Raw genomic sequence first — 17,330 nt, forward strand, 5'->3', positions numbered from 1 at the left:
AGTCCGCGCCGCGCGGGACCGCCCGGTCGGTCGTCCGGGGCCGAGGTTGACGGGGTGCTTTTGTGACGCGTGGGTGCGTGGGACATGCGCCCTCTCCGAATGCAGTGATCGTTGCGTTAGTCAGAGTAGCCCTAACGCAGCGATGAGTGCGATAATTTCCGTATGACCGAAGCAACAGTTCAAACTCGTCCCGGCGGCCGCTCCGCGCGGGTCAGGGTGGCCGTCCATCGCGCGGTCGAGGAGTTGGTGGCCGAAGGGCCGGGCGAGGCGCTGACCATCCCCGTCATCGCGGCGCGCGCCGGTGTGCACGCGACCACGGTCTACCGGCGCTGGGGTTCGGTGGCGCAGCTCCTGAGTGATGTCACCACCAGTCGCTTCAGTGGCGACGTGGTGGTGCCGGACAGCGGCTCACTCGCCGGTGACCTGGAGCGATGGGCGAGCGATGTGGCCACCGACCTCTCCGACCCCGACGTCCTCGCTCTGATGCGGGCGACCGTCGGCTCGGGCCCCGAAGGCGGCAGCGCCTGCTCGGCCGATCGGCATGCGCAGCTCGGCGCGATCATCGAGCGGGAACGAGCGCGCGGAGGCAAGGCGCCGACCGTGGAAAGAGCCGTCGACGCACTGCTCGGTCCGCTGTACTACCGCGCCATCTTCGGCGGAGAGCCCGCGTCAGGTGAGTGGGCGCGGGGACTGGTGACGACGCTGATCGCGGAGATCTAGTCCGGACGGTTCGGGCGCCCCCATGTAACGGGCGTCCCCCGTGTGAGTTGTCCGTATCCAAGTAGTCCGTATCCAAATCCAAGTAGTCCGTTGGCTTCCCTTTGGTCCGGCATGACCGCCTGTGGCTGTACCAATGGTCCAGCCGATGCTGCCTCTGTTGAACCAGAAGGTCCGCAGATGGTGTGATGTCCCCGTCGATGGCGCTGCGGAACTCGCGGCGCCTTTTTCATGCCGGATCCTCGTGTTCCGTGCGAGAGGGCGGGGCAGTGCTCAAGCGGATGTTCATGGCTCCGGATCCGGGCCGGCTGCGGCTGCGCGGTGCATCGCGGTCCGTCCTCGGCATCGGACTGGCGGTGGCCCTCTGCGGCCTTTCCGTGCACTCGCTCGTGGGGGCCATGACCGGTGGGCTGGCCGCGTTGCTCGCTCTGTTCACGGTGACCGACGCGACCGTGCGCGGGCAGGCCGTCACGACCGCGCTGCTGCCGGCCGTGGGGCTGCCCGTACTGACCCTCGCCACGGAACTGCACGACGTCCCGGTGGCACGGGACACCGCCTTCCTCGCGGTGGTCGGCATGGGCGTGTACGCCCGACGCTGGGGGCCGCGGGGCCACGCCCTGGGCGTGTTCGCGTTCATGTCCTTCTTCATGGCGCAGTTCCTGCATGCGGTGCCCGGGCAACTGCCCGAGCTGTACGCCGCGGTGCTGCTGTCCCTGCTCGCGTCCTCGACGGTGCGCTTCGGCCTGTGGTGTTACGAGAAGCGACTGCCGCCCCCCACCGCACCCGCGCCCCCTGACGCCGCGGGACTGGCCAGGCCGACCACCCGCCAGGCGGTCCAAGCGATCTCGGGCGCCGCTTTCGCCCTCGTGGCGGGCCACCTGTTGTCCGCGGAACGCTGGTACTGGGCCGTGGGCGCCACCTGGTGGATCTTCGTGAACACCGCATCACGCGGTGAGACCCTGGTGCGCGGCTTCCGCCGCGTTCTCGGCACGATGCTCGGCATGCTTCTGGGCCTCGCCGTGGCCGTTCCCCTGCAGGGGGCGCCCGTGCCCACCGTGCTTCTCGTCGCGGTATGCGTCTTCGGGATCTTCTACGCGGCCGCGGTCTCGTACACCTGGATGATGCTCGCGGTGACGCTGATGGCCGAGCTGTTGTACGGGCTTCTGGGGGTACTGGATCCCCAGCTGGTCGGCCTGCGGCTGGCGGAAACGGGGGTCGGGGCCGTCGGCGCGGTGCTGGCCGTCCTGCTGGTGCTGCCCGTCACCACGCACTCCACCACCGACGCCTGGATAGACCGGGCTCTGCGGTGCGTGCACGCCTGCACGGCTGAAGCCGCGGCGCGACTCGAAGGGTCCCCGACCGCCGACCCGCTCGCGGAAGTCGCGGAGTTGGAGAGGGTGCTCGGCAGGGTGCGGGCCTCGCTCGGGCCCCTGCTGCACCCGCTCAATCCGATGCGCGGCCGCGGTCGACGCGCCCGTCGTGTGCTCGCCCTGCTCGATGTCTGCGCCCGTGAGGCGAGGGGGCTGGCTGTCGTCGCCGCGGACGCCGAGGCGTCCTGCGACGCCCGCCTCACCGCTGCCTGCGAGCGCGTGGCTGCGGCTGTCGACGCACTGACCGTGCCGGGCGGTTCGCACGATGCGCCGACCGTCGTCGGCAGCGCGCCTTCGGCCCATGGGTCGGCGCGGGCGCTCACCCATCTCCACGATCTGGAACTGGCGCTCGTCGAACTCGCCGCGCCGCTCGGCCACGCTCCGCGGCTCTCGCCGGCCTGAGCGAAGGCGTTCGACGCGGCCGGATTTATCGCTTTTTGAGCGGACCTGACGTCGAGTGTTCGTAGGCCGGTCGCGTGCTGACTAAGGTGTGATTGCCGGATAGGCAGGTGAGTGCCGGGAATTCTCGCGCAGTTGAGGCGATGTTCACCTGAACTCCGGTTGGCGGCTGGAAAGTGCAGCATCAATTCGTGTTGGTCCCTGCAAGGAGTTGCCCCCCGATGTCGAGCACTACGTCCGCCGAGGTCCGTTCCGTCCCAGCGGGCGGCGGATCCGCACCCCACGGACGCGACTCATTACGGCTGGACATCCAGGGGCTGCGCGCGGTGGCCGTCGGGCTCGTGGTCCTCTCCCACGCCGGGGTGTCGCAGTTCAGCGGTGGTTACGTCGGGGTCGACGTCTTCTTCGTGATCTCGGGCTTTCTCATCACCTCCCTGCTGCTGCGCGAACTCGCCACCACCGGCCGCCTGTCGGTCCGCGCGTTCTACGGCCGCCGGGCGCTGCGGCTGCTGCCCGCGTCGTCCCTGGTCATCGTCGTCACACTGGCCGGGTCATGGCTGTTCCTGTCGAAGGCGAGGCTCGCCGAGTACGCGGGCGACGCCATCGGCAGCGCGCTGTACGCGGTCAACTTCCGGCTGGCCGCCGCCGGTACGGACTATCTCGCCCAGGACAGCCCGCCTTCGCCGTTCCAGCACTTCTGGTCGCTCGCCGTGGAGGAGCAGTTCTACCTGGTGTGGCCGCTGCTCCTGCTGCTCAGCTGGCGGGTCGCCCGCGGCCGGCGCCGACCGATCGCTCTGGCGCTCGGGGTGCTGTGCCTGGGGTCGCTCGCGCTCAGTGTCGTCGTGACGAACTCCTCGGCGCCCTGGGCGTACTTCGGCTCCCCCACCCGGGGCTGGGAACTCGGCGTCGGTGCGCTGCTGGCGCTGGCCACGACCCGGCTGGAACGGCTGCCCGCCGCCCTCGCGGGCCCGCTGACCTGGCTCGGCCTGGCCTGCGTCACGCTGGCGGCGGTCTGGTACGACGACGGGACGCCGTTCCCGGGCTACCGCGCCCTCCTGCCGGTCCTCGGCGCCGGGCTCGTCCTGGCCGGCGGCTGCGCGCCCGCCGCGCACGGCGCGGGATGGCTGCTCGGGCGGCGCCCGCTGGTGTGGCTGGGCGGGCTCTCGTACGGCTGGTACCTGTGGCACTGGCCGCTGCTCGTCATAGCCCCGGCGGCGCTGGGCCGTCCGGACGGCACCGCCGGGGTACCGCTCGCGCTCGGGCTGTGCGCGGTGGCGCTGGGCCTGGCGTGGCTGACGCTGCGCCTCGTCGAGAACCCGGTCCGCTTCCACCGGGTGTTCCGGGGGCGGCCCTCCAGGGCTCTCGCGCTCGGGGTCGGGCTGTCGGTCGGAGCCACGGCGCTGTCGCTGACGGCGGCGGCGGTCCCGCCGACGATCGAGGTCGGCGGGCCCGCGCCCGTACTGGCGCGGGAACTGGCCGCCGCGCCGGACCCGCAGGCGCGGCTGGCCGAACTCCTGGAGTCGTCCTCCGGCAGCCTGCCGAGCAATCTCTCCCCGTCGCTGCCCAAGGTGAAGTCCGCCCGGTCCGCGGTCTACCGGGACGGCTGTCACGTCAACTACGACAGCATCCAGAACCCGCCCTGTGTCTACGGGGACCGCGCGTCCTCCCGGACCGTCGTGCTCTTCGGCGACTCCCACGCGGCCCAGTGGTTCCCGGCCCTGCAGGGACTTGCGACCGACCGCGGGTGGAAGCTGGTCTCCCTGACGAAGGCTTCCTGCAAGGTCGCCGCCGTGACCATCATCAACCGCCAGAAGCCGTACACCGCCTGCGACACCTGGCGTTCCAAGGCCGTGGCGAGGATCAACGCTCTGCACCCGGCCCTGGTCGTCGTCTCCTCCTCGGACGCGGGCGACCCCGCCCAGCCCGTCGGCGACTCCCTCCAGCAGTGGACCACCGGTTTCGAGGACACCTTCCGGGACCTCGCCGCTTCCGGCGCTCGCGTCGCCGCCCTGCTCGACACCCCGTGGCCCAAGGGCGACCCGGTCGACTGCGCCGCCGACAACTCCATGCAACTGCACGCCTGCGCGAACCACCTGCCGGACGCGATCTACGACGCGACCCGTCACACCGCCACCCGTCGCGCCGCCGCCGCGACCGGTACCTCGGTCATCGACCCCCAACCCTGGGTCTGCGCCACCCGCACGGGCATCTGTCCCGTCGTCGTCGGCAACATCCCCGTCTACCGCGACGGCAGCCACCTCTCCGAGGCCTACGCCGCGGCCCTCACCCCGGTCCTCGCTCCCACCCTGGACCGCCTCGTCGGCAAGTCCTGAGCACGCCCGAGGAAGTTCCGCCAGGAGGAGCAGCCGGACACCTCCGGAACGGTGGAACCCAGTGCCCGTCCGACTCGACAGTTCGTCCGGAGTTCGTCCGGCCCGCATCTCGGGCAATCGGCAGCACGAGCCTTCGAACGCTGATTCGATGGCATGGGTATGGCGGTCGAGGTCCTGAGACGACGGTGGGAGGCTCGGTGATCGAGTGCGTTCGGGCGGTACTGATCACGCCCGCCGGTCGGCTGCTGTTGATCAGGCGTACCTGGCCGGGCGCGACGCCCTACCGGGTATGTCCCGGCGGGCACGTCGAATCGAGCGATCCGAGCCTGCGAGCAGCCCTGGCCCGTGAGGTACGCGAAGAGGCGGGAGCGGAACCGCAGATCACCGGCCTGCTCCACGTGGTGGCCGACGAGCACCTGCGCCAGTACTTCTACCTGGCCCGCATCCCGTCGTGGTCCGAGGCGGACCGCACCGGTCCGGAGTTCGACGACCCGGACCGCGGGGAGTACCGACTTGAGGAAGTCCCGCTGACGGTCCAGGCGCTCGACGCCATCAGTCTGGACCCCGAGGAGATCGCCGCACTGTTGCGCGACACGGTGACGACCGGCACCGACCTGGCCACCTTGGCGGACCCGACCCGGTGAGTCCGGCGCCGGCCATCGAGCGTTCGACGTACGGGCGTCCGCCGCGTCGCGAACGGCAGAGCGCGGACCACTACCGACCACCACACGGAGGAGGGTGAGCGAGACCTTGGTCTAGACCGCGGTGCGATGACTGCTACCGTCGGCCCCGGACAGCGCGGGACCGAGAGGGGCACGGCAGTGACAGACGGCGGCAGGCGGGAAACGCGGGCGTTCATCGGCTCGTTCACGGCGGCGGGAGGCCTGGGTGTCGTGAACGCGGCCGTGGACCGCGGCAGTGGTGCGCTGACCCTCCTGAGCGCGGTGGACGGCGTACCCGACCCGTCGTATCTGGCCCTCTCGCCCGCGCGCGACATGCTGTACGCGGTCAGCGAGACGGCCGACGGCGCGGTGGCCGCGTACCGTCTCAACGGCGACAAGACGGTGCCCGCCGGACCCTTGGTGTCGGTCGGCGGAAGCGGTCCGACGCACCTCAGCGTGTTCGCCGGACACGTCCTGACCGCCAACTACGGCTCCGGCAGCGTCACCGCCCTGCCCGTGCGCACCGACGGCACACTCCTCGGCGCCGCCTCCAGCGTGCTCCAGCACAAGGGTTCCGGCCCGCACACCCGGCGTCAGCAGGGCCCGCACGCCCACCAGGTACAGCCCGATCCGAGCGGGCGCTGGGCGGTGAGCGTCGACCTCGGCACGGACTCCGTGCGGGTGTGCGCGCTGGAGGGCGGCCGGCTCACGGTGCACCGCGAGATCGCGCTGCGCCCCGGTTCCGGGCCCCGCCACCTGGCCTTCCACCCGCGCGGCGAACACGCGTACGTACTCAACGAACTCGCCCCCACCGTCACCGTCTGCCGCTGGAACGCCGTGGAAGGCTCGCTGCGGCCCGTCGGCGAGACGCCGGTGCTGTCCGGCGCCCCGGGCGGTGACGCGTATCCCTCGGGCATCGTGGTGTCACCCGACGGCCGCTTCGTGTGGACCGCCACGCGCGGCCAGGACGTCGTCTCCGTGCTCACCCCCGACGCGGTGGGCGAGGGGCTCCGGCTGGTCGCCACGGTGCCCTGCGGGGGCACCTGGCCACGCGCGCTGGCCCTCGACCCCACGGGGCGTTTCCTGTACGCCGCCAACGAGCGCTCCGGGGATGTGACCTGGTTCGCGGTCGACCCCGACACGGGGGTGCCGCGGCGGGGCGGCTCGGTGGAGGTTCCGGCGGCTTCCTGTGTGGTCTTCGGCTGATGCCGATCTGCCCGTTCGCCCGTTTGCCCAGTGGTGATGCGCCGCCGACGTGAAAGTCGCTGATGAGAGAGCAAGGGCCCGCTCCTGCCAGAGGAGCGGGCCCTTCGACGCACGAGGGGTGGTGCGGGGGGCCGTCAGCGGACCGGCGTGCCCTGCGGCTGCTGCGGCGCGATGCCGAGCGCCGTCGTGTACTTGGCCAGCGCGAGCTTGCCGATCGCCGGATACGGGCCGAGCGCCTCGGCCGCGGAACAGCCCGCCTCCTTGGCGGCCGCGTCCAGCAGACCGGCGTCGATCTCCGGGCCGATCAGGTACGGAGCCAGGGCGAGATGCTGGGAGCCCGAGCCGCGCAGCTGCTCGGCGGTGGCCGCGATCGCGCCCTCTTCGTCGAGCGCCGCCGCCATCACCGGCACAGCGAGTCGCGCGGCGAGCAGCATGCCGGTGATCCCGGCCGCCTGCACGGCATCCTCGCCGCCCACGGAGGCGAGGATGATGCCGTCCGCGGCCGTCGCCACGGTGAACAGCCGGGCACGGTCGGCACGCGCCAGACCCGCCTCGGACAGCCGTACGTGCAGCGCCTCCGCGAGCAGCGGGTGGGGGCCGAGCACATCGGTCAGGTCGGCCGCGATCCGGCTCTCCATGACGGCCTGGCGGACCCGGCGCAGCAGCGCGTTGTCCGGACCGGCGAGCAGGGGCACCACGACGGCGACGGGGCCGTCGGGCGCGGTCACGTCCGCACCGGCGGCACGGGCCTGCTCATAGCGGGCGGTGCGCTCCTCGGCGGCGCGCGCGAGCACGGACTGCAGCGTGGGGAACTCGGCGTCGTCCCCGTCGAGGTACCCGATCCGGGCGTCGAGGCCGGGCAGCTCGGAGCGTGCGATGCTCACGACCTCCTCGGCGAGGCTGCGCGTGGCCGCGCTGGAGGTGCCCGGCACCGCGAGGACGAGCGCGGGCGCGCCCTCGGGAGCCGCCAGCTGCTCGGGTCGGCGGTGCCGCCCGGGCTGGCGAGGTCGCGGCATTCGTACTGGCAGGCCGGACGCGGGCCCAGTGGGGGAGCTCATGGCGACGCATGTTACTGGCTTCTTGGGCTCCCCTGTTCGGGGAGGGTGCAGGTGAGCGGTATCCGTCCGGTTTTGTCTGATGAGTTACGCGTGGATCAGAAATGATCGGTCCGGCCCCACTTGCCGGTGCTGTCGTGTGCCTGTGACTCCTGGGGTGACGGGTGACTTCGCTTGTCCGACAGGCCGGATGAATCCCCCTTTCGGGGCATGGACGGCTCGCCTGCATCCTTTTCGGTCATCACATACAGCATGTGTGCGTCGCGGGGGAGCGTGAGCCGGTCGTTCGCCAGATCGACGGCGATGCGTACGGCACCGTCCAGGGGATCGCCCGCCGCCGGTACCTGCCGGGCCTGCGGCAGTTGCTTCGACAGCTCCTTGCGCAGAGGTACGAGGAGGGGTTCGCCGATCTTGAACAGGCCACCGGTGAGGGCGACTTGGGCCTCGCCGGTGGCCGGGCAGACGGCGGCCGCGGACTCCGCCATGTGCTGGGCGGCGGAGCGCAGCACCTCGCGTGCCACGGGGTCGCTCCCGGCGGGCGCGGTGGACCCCGCGCACGCGGCCACTTCGGGTGCGAAGGCGGCGAGTGCGGCGGGCCGGTCGGTGCGCGGATACAGCCTGCCCGGCAACCCGGCCATCGGCCCGAACATCTGCTCGGCCCGCGCCAGCAGTGCCGCCGACCCTCCGGGGCGCCCGTCGAAGGCCCGCAGGGCCGCTTCGAGCCCGGCCCGGCCGATCCACGCCCCGCCGCCGCAGTCGCCGAGAAGATGGCCCCAGCCGTCCGCTCTGTGCCACCTCGCCAGGTCGGTGCCGACCGCGATCATGCCGGTTCCCGCGGCGATCACGGCGCCCGGCCGCTGACCGAGTGCGCCCGCGTACGCGCTGACCGCGTCGGCGGCCAACGCGAGTCGTGGCACGCCGAGTTCACGCTTCAGCGCCGAGGGCAACCTGGCGCGCAGTTCGTCGCCGAGCGTGGCGAGACCCGCCGCTCCGACGGCGACCGCCCCGAGCTCACCCACTCCGTTCGCGGCCATCAACTCCCGGGCCATCGGGAGGAGTTGTTCCAGCAGATGCCCGGCGTCGATGCCGCGCGGCCCGGTGCGGACCGGCTCCTTGGACGTCAGCGGAACGCCGACGACGTGCCCGCGCACGGCCAGCGCCGCCCGCAGCCCCGAGCCGCCCGAGTCGACCGCCAGCACACCGGGCGCCGCGACGGGGGGCGTCATGACAGCACTCCCTGTTGTGTACACGGCGTCAGGTCGCCGTTGGACGGCTGGGGCGGCCCGAGGGCCGTGGTCGGTGTGCGGAAGACGGTGATCGGTCTGTTCGGCAACGGGCGTACGTCCGGCGCGGCCGGGAACGACCGACCTGACGCGTGGGCGGGAGCTCCGGGATGCAGGTGTCCAGGACGAGAGGGCGACCAGCCAGGGCAAGAGGCTGACCAGGCAGGATGACGACGGCGGAGTGGCTTGACCACGGGACGCGACAAGCTCCCCTCCTCCCTGGTGACCGGCTGGGCGATCTGCCGGACCGGGCTCGGCGATCTCGACGAGGAGGAAGACTAGCGCCGAGAGCCGGGTCCGTGTACAGGGGTTGTCCGTATGTATGTGTCGCGGCGTGTGCCAGTAGAGTGACGCGTCGTGGCACCACGACCTTTGTATGAACTCATCGAAGCGGGCTGGGCGAAGGCTCTGGAACCTGCGGCCGAACGTATCGCCGCCATGGGGGACTTTCTCCGGGCCGAGATAGCGGCAGGCCGGACCTATCTCCCGGCCGGGGCGAATGTACTGCGGGCCTTCCAGCAGCCCTTCGACGACGTACGCGTGTTGATCGTCGGTCAGGACCCCTACCCCACGCCGGGGATGGCCGTCGGACTGAGCTTCGCCGTGTCGCCCGAGGTGCGTTCGCTGCCGGGCAGTCTGGAGAACATCTTCCGGGAACTGCACACGGACTTGGGGCTGCCCAGGCCGTCCAACGGCGACCTGACGCCGTGGACCGAGCAGGGGGTGCTGCTGCTCAACAGGGCGCTGACGACAGCGCCCCGCAAGCCGGCGGCGCACCGGGGCAAGGGATGGGAAGAGGTGACGGAGCAGGCGATCCGGGCCCTGGTCGCGCGGGAGAAACCGCTGGTGTCGATCCTGTGGGGGCGTGACGCCCGCAATCTGCGGCCGCTGCTCGGGGATCTCCCGGCCATCGAGTCCGCTCATCCCTCGCCGATGTCGGCGGATCGCGGGTTCTTCGGCTCGCGTCCGTTCAGCCGGGCCAACGATCTGTTGGTGCAGCAGGGCGTGCAACCGGTGGAATGGCGCCTGCCGTAGAGCGCGGAGACATGGGGCTGACGGTCTGCTTGCTGGCCGACCTCGGCGGATGCCGCACCAACGATCAGCACCCGTACTCCCGTACTCCCGTCCATGAGGCGTGCCCGGCGCGTGCGTGCCCATGAGACCTCTGTCCGAACGCTGTCGTGTGCCGGCCGCGCGCCCCGGTGGAGGGGTCCACTGAGCGGGCCGGTTCTGTGGTGATGCCGAGAGCGCCGGGGCTAGCGTCCGTTCACCCGAGTGCGGAGGCGGCGTATGGCGAACGGGACGGACCTGGCGGAGAAGTGGGCGCGAGCGCCGATCGGCGGGACGGATGTCGCGCGCGATCCGGTGGCGGAGGCACGGCAGTGAGCGCCGGACAGACCCCGGACAGGGGCGTGGTGCGGACTCCGCCGCGGGGCACCGAACGGGCCCGGCTGCGGGTCGGTGTCCGTGTCCCGCCCTGCGACCGGGCGGACCGCGTGGTGGAGACCGTACGCCGAGCGGAGCGACTCGGCTTCGACGACGTCTGGTTCCCCGACTCCCAGCTGCTGTGGCGGGACGTGTTCACCACGCTGACCGCCGCCGCCCTGGGCACGGAACGGATCGGTCTGGGCACCGCGGTCACCAACCTGGCGACCCGGCACCCGGCCGTCGTCGCCTCGGCCGCCCGTAGCGTCGCCGAGCTCGCCCCCGGGCGCTTCACCCTCGGGCTCGGGGTGGGCAACAGCTCCGTCGGGCCCATCGGGCTGCGTCAGACCACCTCGGCGGCGATGCGCGAAGGTCTGGGCATGCTGCGGGCGCTACTGGACGGCCGCGAGTGGGATTTCGAGGGCGTCGGGGGGACGGTCCGGTCCCGGTTGCGGGACCCTCGACCCGACGTGCCCCTGCACCTGGCCGCGAGCGGGCCCAAGAACCTGCGGCTCGCCGGGGAGATCGCGGACGGGGTGATCCTTCTCAGCGGTGTCTCGCCGAGGACTCTGGAGGGCGCGACCGCCCGCGTACGCGAAGGCGCCGAGGCGGCGGGCCGGAGTGCCACGGACATTCCGCTGACCGTCTCCGCCTTCTGCGCGGTGACCGACGACATCGAGGCCGAAGCCCGGCTGATCAAGCCGATCTGCGCGTCGATCGCACAGAACGGCGGAGCGCCCTTCCTCGCCCTGGCGGGCATCGACGTCGACGTACCCGCGACGGTCGAAGGGGTCTACCCCGATCTCGTGCACGCCGAGGACTGGGAGGCCGCGGTCGGGATCTGCTCGGCGTGGATCAGCGATGCGGCAGCTCTCCGGTTCGCCCAGGAATTCTGTCTGTTCGGCACGGCGGAGCAGATCGCCGAACGGCTCCGCGCCCTGCACACCACCGGGGTCACCGGGGTGTTCCTCCAACATGTCGGCTCCTACGACCTACCGGCCGAGCTGATCGAAGCCGTCGGCTCCTCGGTGCTGCCGGCCCTCTCCCTCTCCACGCCCATGAAGGCAGGTCACGCATGACGGACATTCTGCGAAGGGGCTATGTGCCCAGCACCTTCGGGCAGTTGCACTATGTCGAATGCGGCACCGGCGAGCCCGTCCTGATACTCCATCAGACCCCACGCTCCTGGACCGAGTACCTCGACGTGCTGCCCCTGGTCGGTGCCGAGCACCGGGCGATCGCCATGGACACCCTGGGCTTCGGCGCCTCCGCGAAGCCCGACGGTCCGCACTCGGTCGAGCGCTTCGCCGACGCCGCGGACGCGCTGATCGAGGCGCTCGGCCTGGAACGGTTCCACCTCGTGGGCCATCACACGGGCGGAGTGATCGCGGTGGAGCTCGCCGCCCGCCACCAGGACCGGGTCGCGAGCCTCCTGCTGTCCGGCACGCCCTTCATCGACGACGAGAAGCGCCGCACGGCGGGCGAGCGCAAGCCCGTCGACCACGTCGTCCCCCAGTCCGACGGCTCGCACCTGCTGGAGCTGTGGAACCGCCGTCGCGGTTTCTACCAGGAGGGAGAGGAGGCCGCCCTCAACCGGTTCATGATCGACGCGCTGACCGTAGTTGAAGAGCGCGATGACCTGCGCGGCGACGAACATCATGACGATGTAGCCGGACATGCTCTTCACCGAGTCGGTCACGGCGGTGACCACGTCCTCGGTGCCGGTGAGCGTCTTGACCGTGAAGCCGTAGGTGAGCCCGGCCAGCAGGAAGACGCCGAAGAGCACCGGGACGATTCCGGTGAGCACCGGCGAGGGCACGAAGGCTCCGCCCTCCCCGCGCAGCGGTGCGCCGGACGGCAGCCAGAGGGCGAGGACCCCGCCCAGATAGAGGGTGACGACGAACCCGGTGGCCAGCAGTCCCCGGCGCTGTACCGGGGTGAGGGCGAGATCCTCCTGCCGGTCCTCGCCCTCGGCCGGCTCGTACGTCCCCTCGTACGGGCCCAGCCGAGGTTCCAGGACGCGGCTGATGAGGAACCCGCCGAGCAGCGCGAGGACGATGCTGCTCGACGCGGTGAAGAAGTAGTTGATCAGCAGATGGATGTGCAGCCCGGCGGCGGCCGGAAGCACCGAGGCGGCCTGCTGGGTGATACCGACGTACAGGGCGTCGAGCGAGCCGACGGTGAAACCGGCGGCGTACCCGGCGGTGACGCAGGCGAAGCCGCCGATGAGACCCGCGACCGGATGGCGCCCGGCGCTCTTGAACACCATGGCCGCCAGCGGGGGGAGCACGATCGCGCCCACGTCGCTCATCATGTGCGCCTGGCTGGCGATGAGCGCCACCGCGTACGGGAGCACGGCGCGTGGCACCCGGGCGAGGGTGGCCCGCATCACGGTCTCCAGCAGGCCGGTCCTCTCCGCGAGCCCCACCACCATGATCAGGACCAGTACGGCGCCGATCGGCGGGAACGTGGCGAAGTTGGGTATCAGGTTCTCCACCAGCCAGCGCAGTCCCTCGCCGGTGAACAGCCCGCTGACCGGCTTGGTGTCCTGGGTGCCGGGGACGGCGACGGAGATGTCGCCCAGGGCGAGGGCGGTGGAGACCAGGCCCAGCAGGATGAACAGTCCGGCGAACAGGACGATCGGGTTGGGGAGGGCGTTGCCCGCCCGCTCGATCAGGGCGAGCACCCGGTCGAGGCCCCCGGGGCGCCGACCGTCCGGGTACTTGCTGTCCGGAGTGGGGAGGCTGGTCAGTGACGACATCAGGACTGCCTTCCGGTCGGGGCCGCTGGGAGCAGCAGGTCCTTGCGCACCACGCCGTCCTGGACGACGCAGACGATGTTCGCGGGATCGCCGAGGACACCGATGTCCGCGAGCGGGTCACCGTCGCAGACGATCAGGTCCGCGGCGCGGCCGGGTGCCAGCGTGCCGAGCCGGTCGGCGACCCCGAGCAGTTCGGCCGAGGTACGCGTGCCGGCGACGATCGCGGCCATGGGGTCCATGCCCAGGTCCACCAGGTAGCTGAGTTCCATCAGGTTCACACCGTGCGGGCCGACGGCGGCGTCGGTGCCGAGCGCGATGCGGGCACCGTACTCGATGGCGCGGGCGATGTTCTTCTTGGTGATGCCGGACCAGCGGACCTTCTTCTGGTAGTGGTAGTCCGGCATCGTGTCCTTGTTGATGCCCGCGTACACCGTCGACAGGGTCGGTACGACGAAGACGCCGCGCTCGCCCGCCATCTCCAGCGCCCGGTCGTCCAGGCCGTAGCCGTGCTCGATGCTGGTGACACCGCCACGGATCGCGTTGAGGATGCCCGCGTTGCCCTGGGCGTGGGCGGCGACCCGCTTGCCGCCGTGGCGCCGTGCCTCGTCCACGACAGCCCGGATCTCCTCCTCCAACAGGCCCTCGTCGTCGGGCTGGTCATAGGGGCTGCCCATACCGCCCGTGGCGCAGATCTTGACGAGATCGGCGCCTTCGCGCAGCACCCGGCGCACGGCGAGGCGGGACTCGTCCACCGTGTCCGCGATCTCGGACATCCCCGCGCTCAGGTCCGTGCCGTCGGGCAGCCGTACATCGGCATGGCCGCCGGTGTGGCTGATGATCCGTACGGCCGTGTGCAGCCGTGGACCCACGATCCGGCGGCTCTCGACGGCGGTGCGGTAGCCCACGGACAGACCGCCCAGGTCACGCGCGGTCGTGATGCCCGCATCCAGGGTCTGCCGCAGCCGCGCGACCGTGTCCAGGGTGACCAGGACCGGGTCGAGTTCACCGCGGCGACCGGGCGGCGAGCCTTGCGCGTACGCAAGGTGTACGTGACAGTCGAAGAAGCCGGGCAGTACGGTACGCCCGCCGGCGTCGACGGTCCGTACCGACTCGGTGTCGCCGGACGCCGGGGGCGCCGTGGCGGCGGGTCCGGCGTAGACGATGTTTCCCCCGGCATCGGTGACGACGACGGCGTCGTCCACGGGCGCTGCGCCCGTGCCGTCGATGAGCCGGGCGTTGTGGATACGCAGCGCGGTCCTGACGATCTCTTGTGTCGTGGCATCCGTCATAGTGGGCGGGATCACTCCTCCGATATCGAGAACAGGCGAATGGAGTGTGGAATGCGCAAGAAAACTCCGTGTGACGGTGCAGGATTCGGCTGCGATTCACACGAGACGCGCAGGAATACGCCGCCCGGAGAATCGCAGGAATTTGCCGCGCTGGGGCTGGACGAACTCGACCGGGCCGTTGTGCACGCGCTCCAGATCCGCCCCAGAGCCTCCTGGACGCTCGTCGGTGACGTGCTCGGCGTCAACCCCGTCACGGCGGCGCGACGCTGGCAGCGGCTGGAGGAGGCCGGTCTGGCGTGGGTGACGGCCTATCCACGCCTCTCCGACTCCCGGATCGTGGTGAGCGGGGTCGTCGAGGTCGACACGGAGCCCGGTGCCGCGGAGGACGTGGCCCATGTACTCGCGGCCGTCCCGACGGTGGCGAACGTCAAGCTCATGGCGGGCGGACGGGACCTGGTGGCCACGGTGCAGGCCCGGGACCTGAACGGACTGGCCCGCCTCACCACGCTGCTGTTCCAGGGAACGCCGGGGGTACGGGCCACCCGCACCCACGTGTCCACGGGCGTGCCCACCGAAGGCAGCCGCTGGAGGCTGCGCAGCCTGGACGCCGCCCAGTGCGCGCGGATCGAGGCGGCCATGCCCGTGCCCGCTCCGACCACGGGCGAGGCCACGGTGGGGTGGGACGCCCTGGACACACGGCTCGTGGAACTGCTGAGCACCGACGGCCGGATGTCCCTGCGTGAGCTGGCGGCCGCGACCGACGCGGGTCTGACGACGGTGCGCCGCAGGCTTCAGACGCTGCTCGCGTCGGGGGTGAGCCTGCGCTGCGACCTGGCCCGGCCGCTCTCCGGGTGGCCGCTGTCCGCGGTGTACTTCGCGTCCGTACCGGGTCAGTACCTGGAGGAGACGAGCCGCGTGCTGACCGGCATACGCGAGGTCCGGTCGTGCGCGATCACGGCGGGGCCCCACAACCTGGTGATCGACGTCTGGTTGCGTGTGCTGGCCGACGTGCACGCCTTCGAGGCCCATCTGTCGCGCCAGCTGCCGCGCCTGACCATCGGCGACCGGTCGGTCGTGCTGCGCACGGTCAAACACATGGGCCGGCTGCTGGACAGGGACGGCCACTGTGTGGGCGTCGTCCCGCTGGGCCTTCCACAGGGCTCGCGTCCGGGCGTCACCCATCCGTTGTCGGTATAGGCCTGCCCGCCGGACGCGCGCCGCGGGCAGGCCGTACCCGGACCTGTAGCCGTACCCGTGGACCCGTTCGCGCCCGCGCGACGGTCGACACAGTGTTGTGACAGGGGTCGCACAGATTCCGGCGCGGGCCGTCGAGAAGATCCGGACAAGGGTGTCCCTCGGGGCGTCCGCGATCGCCTCCGCATGGTTCAGAGGCGGCAGCTGATCTCCATGCCGTCCTCGACGGGGAAGGTCACGCTCTGATAGCCGTTCTGTGGGTCGCGTACGTAGTCGAGATACGGCTGCAGATTGCTCAGGTCGACGTCGTCGGCCACGACGAGTGTGCCGGGCTGCAACTGCGGCTCCAGGAGCCGCAGTACGGGCAGGCACAGGTCCTTCCAGCCGTCCAGCAGCACGAAGTCGGCGGGGCCGTCGAGGCCGGAGAGGGTTTCGCGGGCGTCTCCTTCCAGCACGGTGATCAGGTCGTCCAGGCCGGTCTCGGCGAAGGTCCGGCGCGCCGAGGCGATCTTTTCCTTGCTGAGTTCCGTGGTGATGACGTGTCCGGCGCCGTTGTCCCGCACGGCCGCGGCCAGGTACAGCGTGGAGATCCCGAAGGACATGCCGAACTCGACGACCGTGGTCGGCCGGACGGCCCGGACCAGGTTGTAGAGCAGTTCTCCGCCCGCGGCGGAGATCGGCATGTAGATCTGCGCCGCGGCGTCGGCCTGCTCCCGGGGTGACAGCGGCGCGAACCCGCCGGGCAGCTCCGCGTCGACGCGTGCGGCTGTCGCGTCGTCCTGCTGGGCTCGCTCGAACATGTGGCTGAGGGCCGCCTCGACTTGGGGAGCGGCGAGCGTATGAGTGTGTGTCATGGGCGCTAGAGTAGACGCAACGTTGCGTCAATTCTAGAGGGGAATATCCTGAACCAAGGAGGAGGCGAGATGACACCTGCGACACACGCTGCCGAGGCGAGCGACATCGGCGGATCGGGACGGCGTCACCACGGAAACCGGCACGGGCGCAGCGAACAGGCCCGGACGGCGGTACTGGAGGCGGTCGACGACCTGCTCGTCGAAAAGGGCTTCTCCGGCGTCACGATGGAGGGCATCGCCACGAAGGCCGGCGTGGCCAAGCAGACCATCTACCGCTGGTGGAACACCAAGACAGACGTCCTGATGGACGCCTTCCTCCAGGACGCGACCGAGGACCTGACGCCACCCGATTCCGGAGACGTCGCACGCGACCTGCGCGCCTATCTGCGCCAACTGGCGTGGTTCCTCTGCGAATCCGACTCCGGCGCCGTCTTCAAGGCCCTGATCGCCCAGGCCCAGCACGATCCGGCGTTCGCCCAGGACTTCCGGACCAGATGTCTTGACGTGCAACGCGACCGCGACCGTCTGCCGCTGGAACGCGCCGCGCTGAGGGATCAGTTGCCCGCCGGCCTCGACCTCGCGGCCGAGACGGACCAACTCGTGGGCCCTCTCTACTACCGTGCGCTGGTGACCGACGAGCCGATCGGCCACGCGTTCACCGACGCGCTCGTCGCCGCGTTCCTCCACCGGCACGGGCTGCCGGCGCGGGCGCAGCCCTGACTTTGGCGTCGTCCGGACGGCCCGCGCCGAGACCGCACGGGACCACAGGTGTCTCACCGCGA

13 protein-coding genes and 3 pseudogenes are annotated in these 17,330 nt (G+C 71.1%); 10 read left to right on the forward strand and 6 right to left on the reverse strand.

Annotated elements, in window-relative coordinates:
• Window positions 1-162: 162 nt before the first annotated feature.
• From RV986_RS45920 to RV986_RS45940, 5 genes are all read left to right on the forward strand, one after another.
• Complete coding sequence (locus RV986_RS45920; protein WP_475923027.1) at window positions 163-720, forward strand: TetR/AcrR family transcriptional regulator; 558 nt, start codon at window positions 163-165, stop codon at window positions 718-720.
• A gap of 266 nt (window positions 721-986) precedes the next feature.
• Complete coding sequence (locus tag RV986_RS45925) at window positions 987-2,489, forward strand: FUSC family protein (protein ID WP_475923028.1); 1,503 nt, start codon at window positions 987-989, stop codon at window positions 2,487-2,489.
• Between the two features lie 218 nt (window positions 2,490-2,707).
• Entirely contained in the window at window positions 2,708-4,819 is a 2,112-nt protein-coding gene (locus RV986_RS45930) for an acyltransferase family protein (RefSeq protein WP_475923029.1), read from the forward strand.
• Window positions 4,820-5,016: 197 nt separating this feature from the next.
• A complete protein-coding gene (locus tag RV986_RS45935) occupies window positions 5,017-5,463 on the forward strand; it encodes an NUDIX domain-containing protein (RefSeq protein WP_475923030.1) in 447 nt (148 codons plus the stop codon).
• A gap of 177 nt (window positions 5,464-5,640) precedes the next feature.
• Window positions 5,641-6,687, forward strand: a complete 1,047-nt coding sequence (locus RV986_RS45940; RefSeq protein WP_475924671.1) for a lactonase family protein — start codon at window positions 5,641-5,643, stop codon at window positions 6,685-6,687.
• 134 nt (window positions 6,688-6,821) lie between these two features.
• Here RV986_RS45940 and RV986_RS45945 read toward each other — a convergent pair whose 3' ends face one another.
• The 3 genes and pseudogenes from RV986_RS45945 to RV986_RS45955 all read right to left on the reverse strand — a co-directional run.
• Window positions 6,822-7,745 (reverse strand): sirohydrochlorin chelatase, encoded by a 924-nt coding sequence (locus RV986_RS45945; RefSeq protein ID WP_475923031.1) that lies wholly within the window; start codon window positions 7,743-7,745, stop codon window positions 6,822-6,824.
• A gap of 95 nt (window positions 7,746-7,840) precedes the next feature.
• Window positions 7,841-8,968 (reverse strand): N-acetylglucosamine kinase, encoded by a 1,128-nt coding sequence (locus tag RV986_RS45950; RefSeq protein ID WP_475923032.1) that lies wholly within the window; start codon window positions 8,966-8,968, stop codon window positions 7,841-7,843.
• Between the two features lie 2 nt (window positions 8,969-8,970).
• A pseudogene (locus RV986_RS45955) lies at window positions 8,971-9,126 on the reverse strand (uracil-DNA glycosylase); the annotation flags it as partial.
• 256 nt (window positions 9,127-9,382) lie between these two features.
• On the opposite strand from RV986_RS45955, the gene RV986_RS45960 reads away from it, so the two are divergent.
• The 3 genes and pseudogenes from RV986_RS45960 to RV986_RS45970 form a co-directional block, all read left to right on the forward strand.
• Window positions 9,383-10,060 carry a uracil-DNA glycosylase gene (locus RV986_RS45960; RefSeq protein ID WP_475923033.1) on the forward strand — a complete coding sequence of 226 codons (678 nt, stop codon included), beginning with the start codon at window positions 9,383-9,385 and terminating at the stop codon, window positions 10,058-10,060.
• Window positions 10,061-10,476: 416 nt separating this feature from the next.
• Complete coding sequence (locus tag RV986_RS45965) at window positions 10,477-11,529, forward strand: LLM class flavin-dependent oxidoreductase (protein ID WP_475924672.1); 1,053 nt, start codon at window positions 10,477-10,479, stop codon at window positions 11,527-11,529.
• A pseudogene (locus RV986_RS45970) lies at window positions 11,526-11,849 on the forward strand (alpha/beta fold hydrolase); the annotation flags it as partial. The gene RV986_RS45965 and the pseudogene RV986_RS45970, both read left to right, overlap by 4 nt.
• A gap of 276 nt (window positions 11,850-12,125) precedes the next feature.
• On the opposite strand, the pseudogene RV986_RS45975 reads toward RV986_RS45970, so the two are convergent.
• Both RV986_RS45975 and RV986_RS45980 read right to left on the reverse strand, forming a co-directional pair.
• Window positions 12,126-13,211, reverse strand: a pseudogene (locus RV986_RS45975) (AbgT family transporter); the annotation flags it as partial.
• The gene (locus tag RV986_RS45980) at window positions 13,211-14,500 is read right to left on the reverse strand and encodes a metal-dependent hydrolase family protein (protein ID WP_475923034.1); all 1,290 of its coding nucleotides are present in this window, start codon (window positions 14,498-14,500) and stop codon (window positions 13,211-13,213) included. The gene RV986_RS45980 and the pseudogene RV986_RS45975, both read right to left, overlap by 1 nt.
• Before the next feature lie 51 nt (window positions 14,501-14,551).
• Here RV986_RS45980 and RV986_RS45985 point away from each other — a divergent pair, with 51 nt between their 5' ends.
• Window positions 14,552-15,697 carry an Lrp/AsnC family transcriptional regulator gene (locus RV986_RS45985; RefSeq protein WP_475923035.1) on the forward strand — a complete coding sequence of 382 codons (1,146 nt, stop codon included), beginning with the start codon at window positions 14,552-14,554 and terminating at the stop codon, window positions 15,695-15,697.
• 188 nt (window positions 15,698-15,885) lie between these two features.
• Here the strand turns inward: RV986_RS45985 and RV986_RS45990 are convergent, their stop codons facing one another.
• Window positions 15,886-16,548, reverse strand: a complete 663-nt coding sequence (locus tag RV986_RS45990; RefSeq protein ID WP_475923036.1) for an O-methyltransferase — start codon at window positions 16,546-16,548, stop codon at window positions 15,886-15,888.
• 69 nt (window positions 16,549-16,617) lie between these two features.
• Between RV986_RS45990 and RV986_RS45995 the strand changes: the two genes are divergently transcribed.
• Window positions 16,618-17,268: a TetR/AcrR family transcriptional regulator gene (locus tag RV986_RS45995; protein ID WP_475923037.1), complete on the forward strand. Its 651-nt coding sequence runs from the start codon at window positions 16,618-16,620 to the stop codon at window positions 17,266-17,268.
• The last annotated feature ends 62 nt before the right edge of the window (window positions 17,269-17,330 follow it).

This window comes from Streptomyces sp. RLA012 (genome assembly GCF_056270325.1).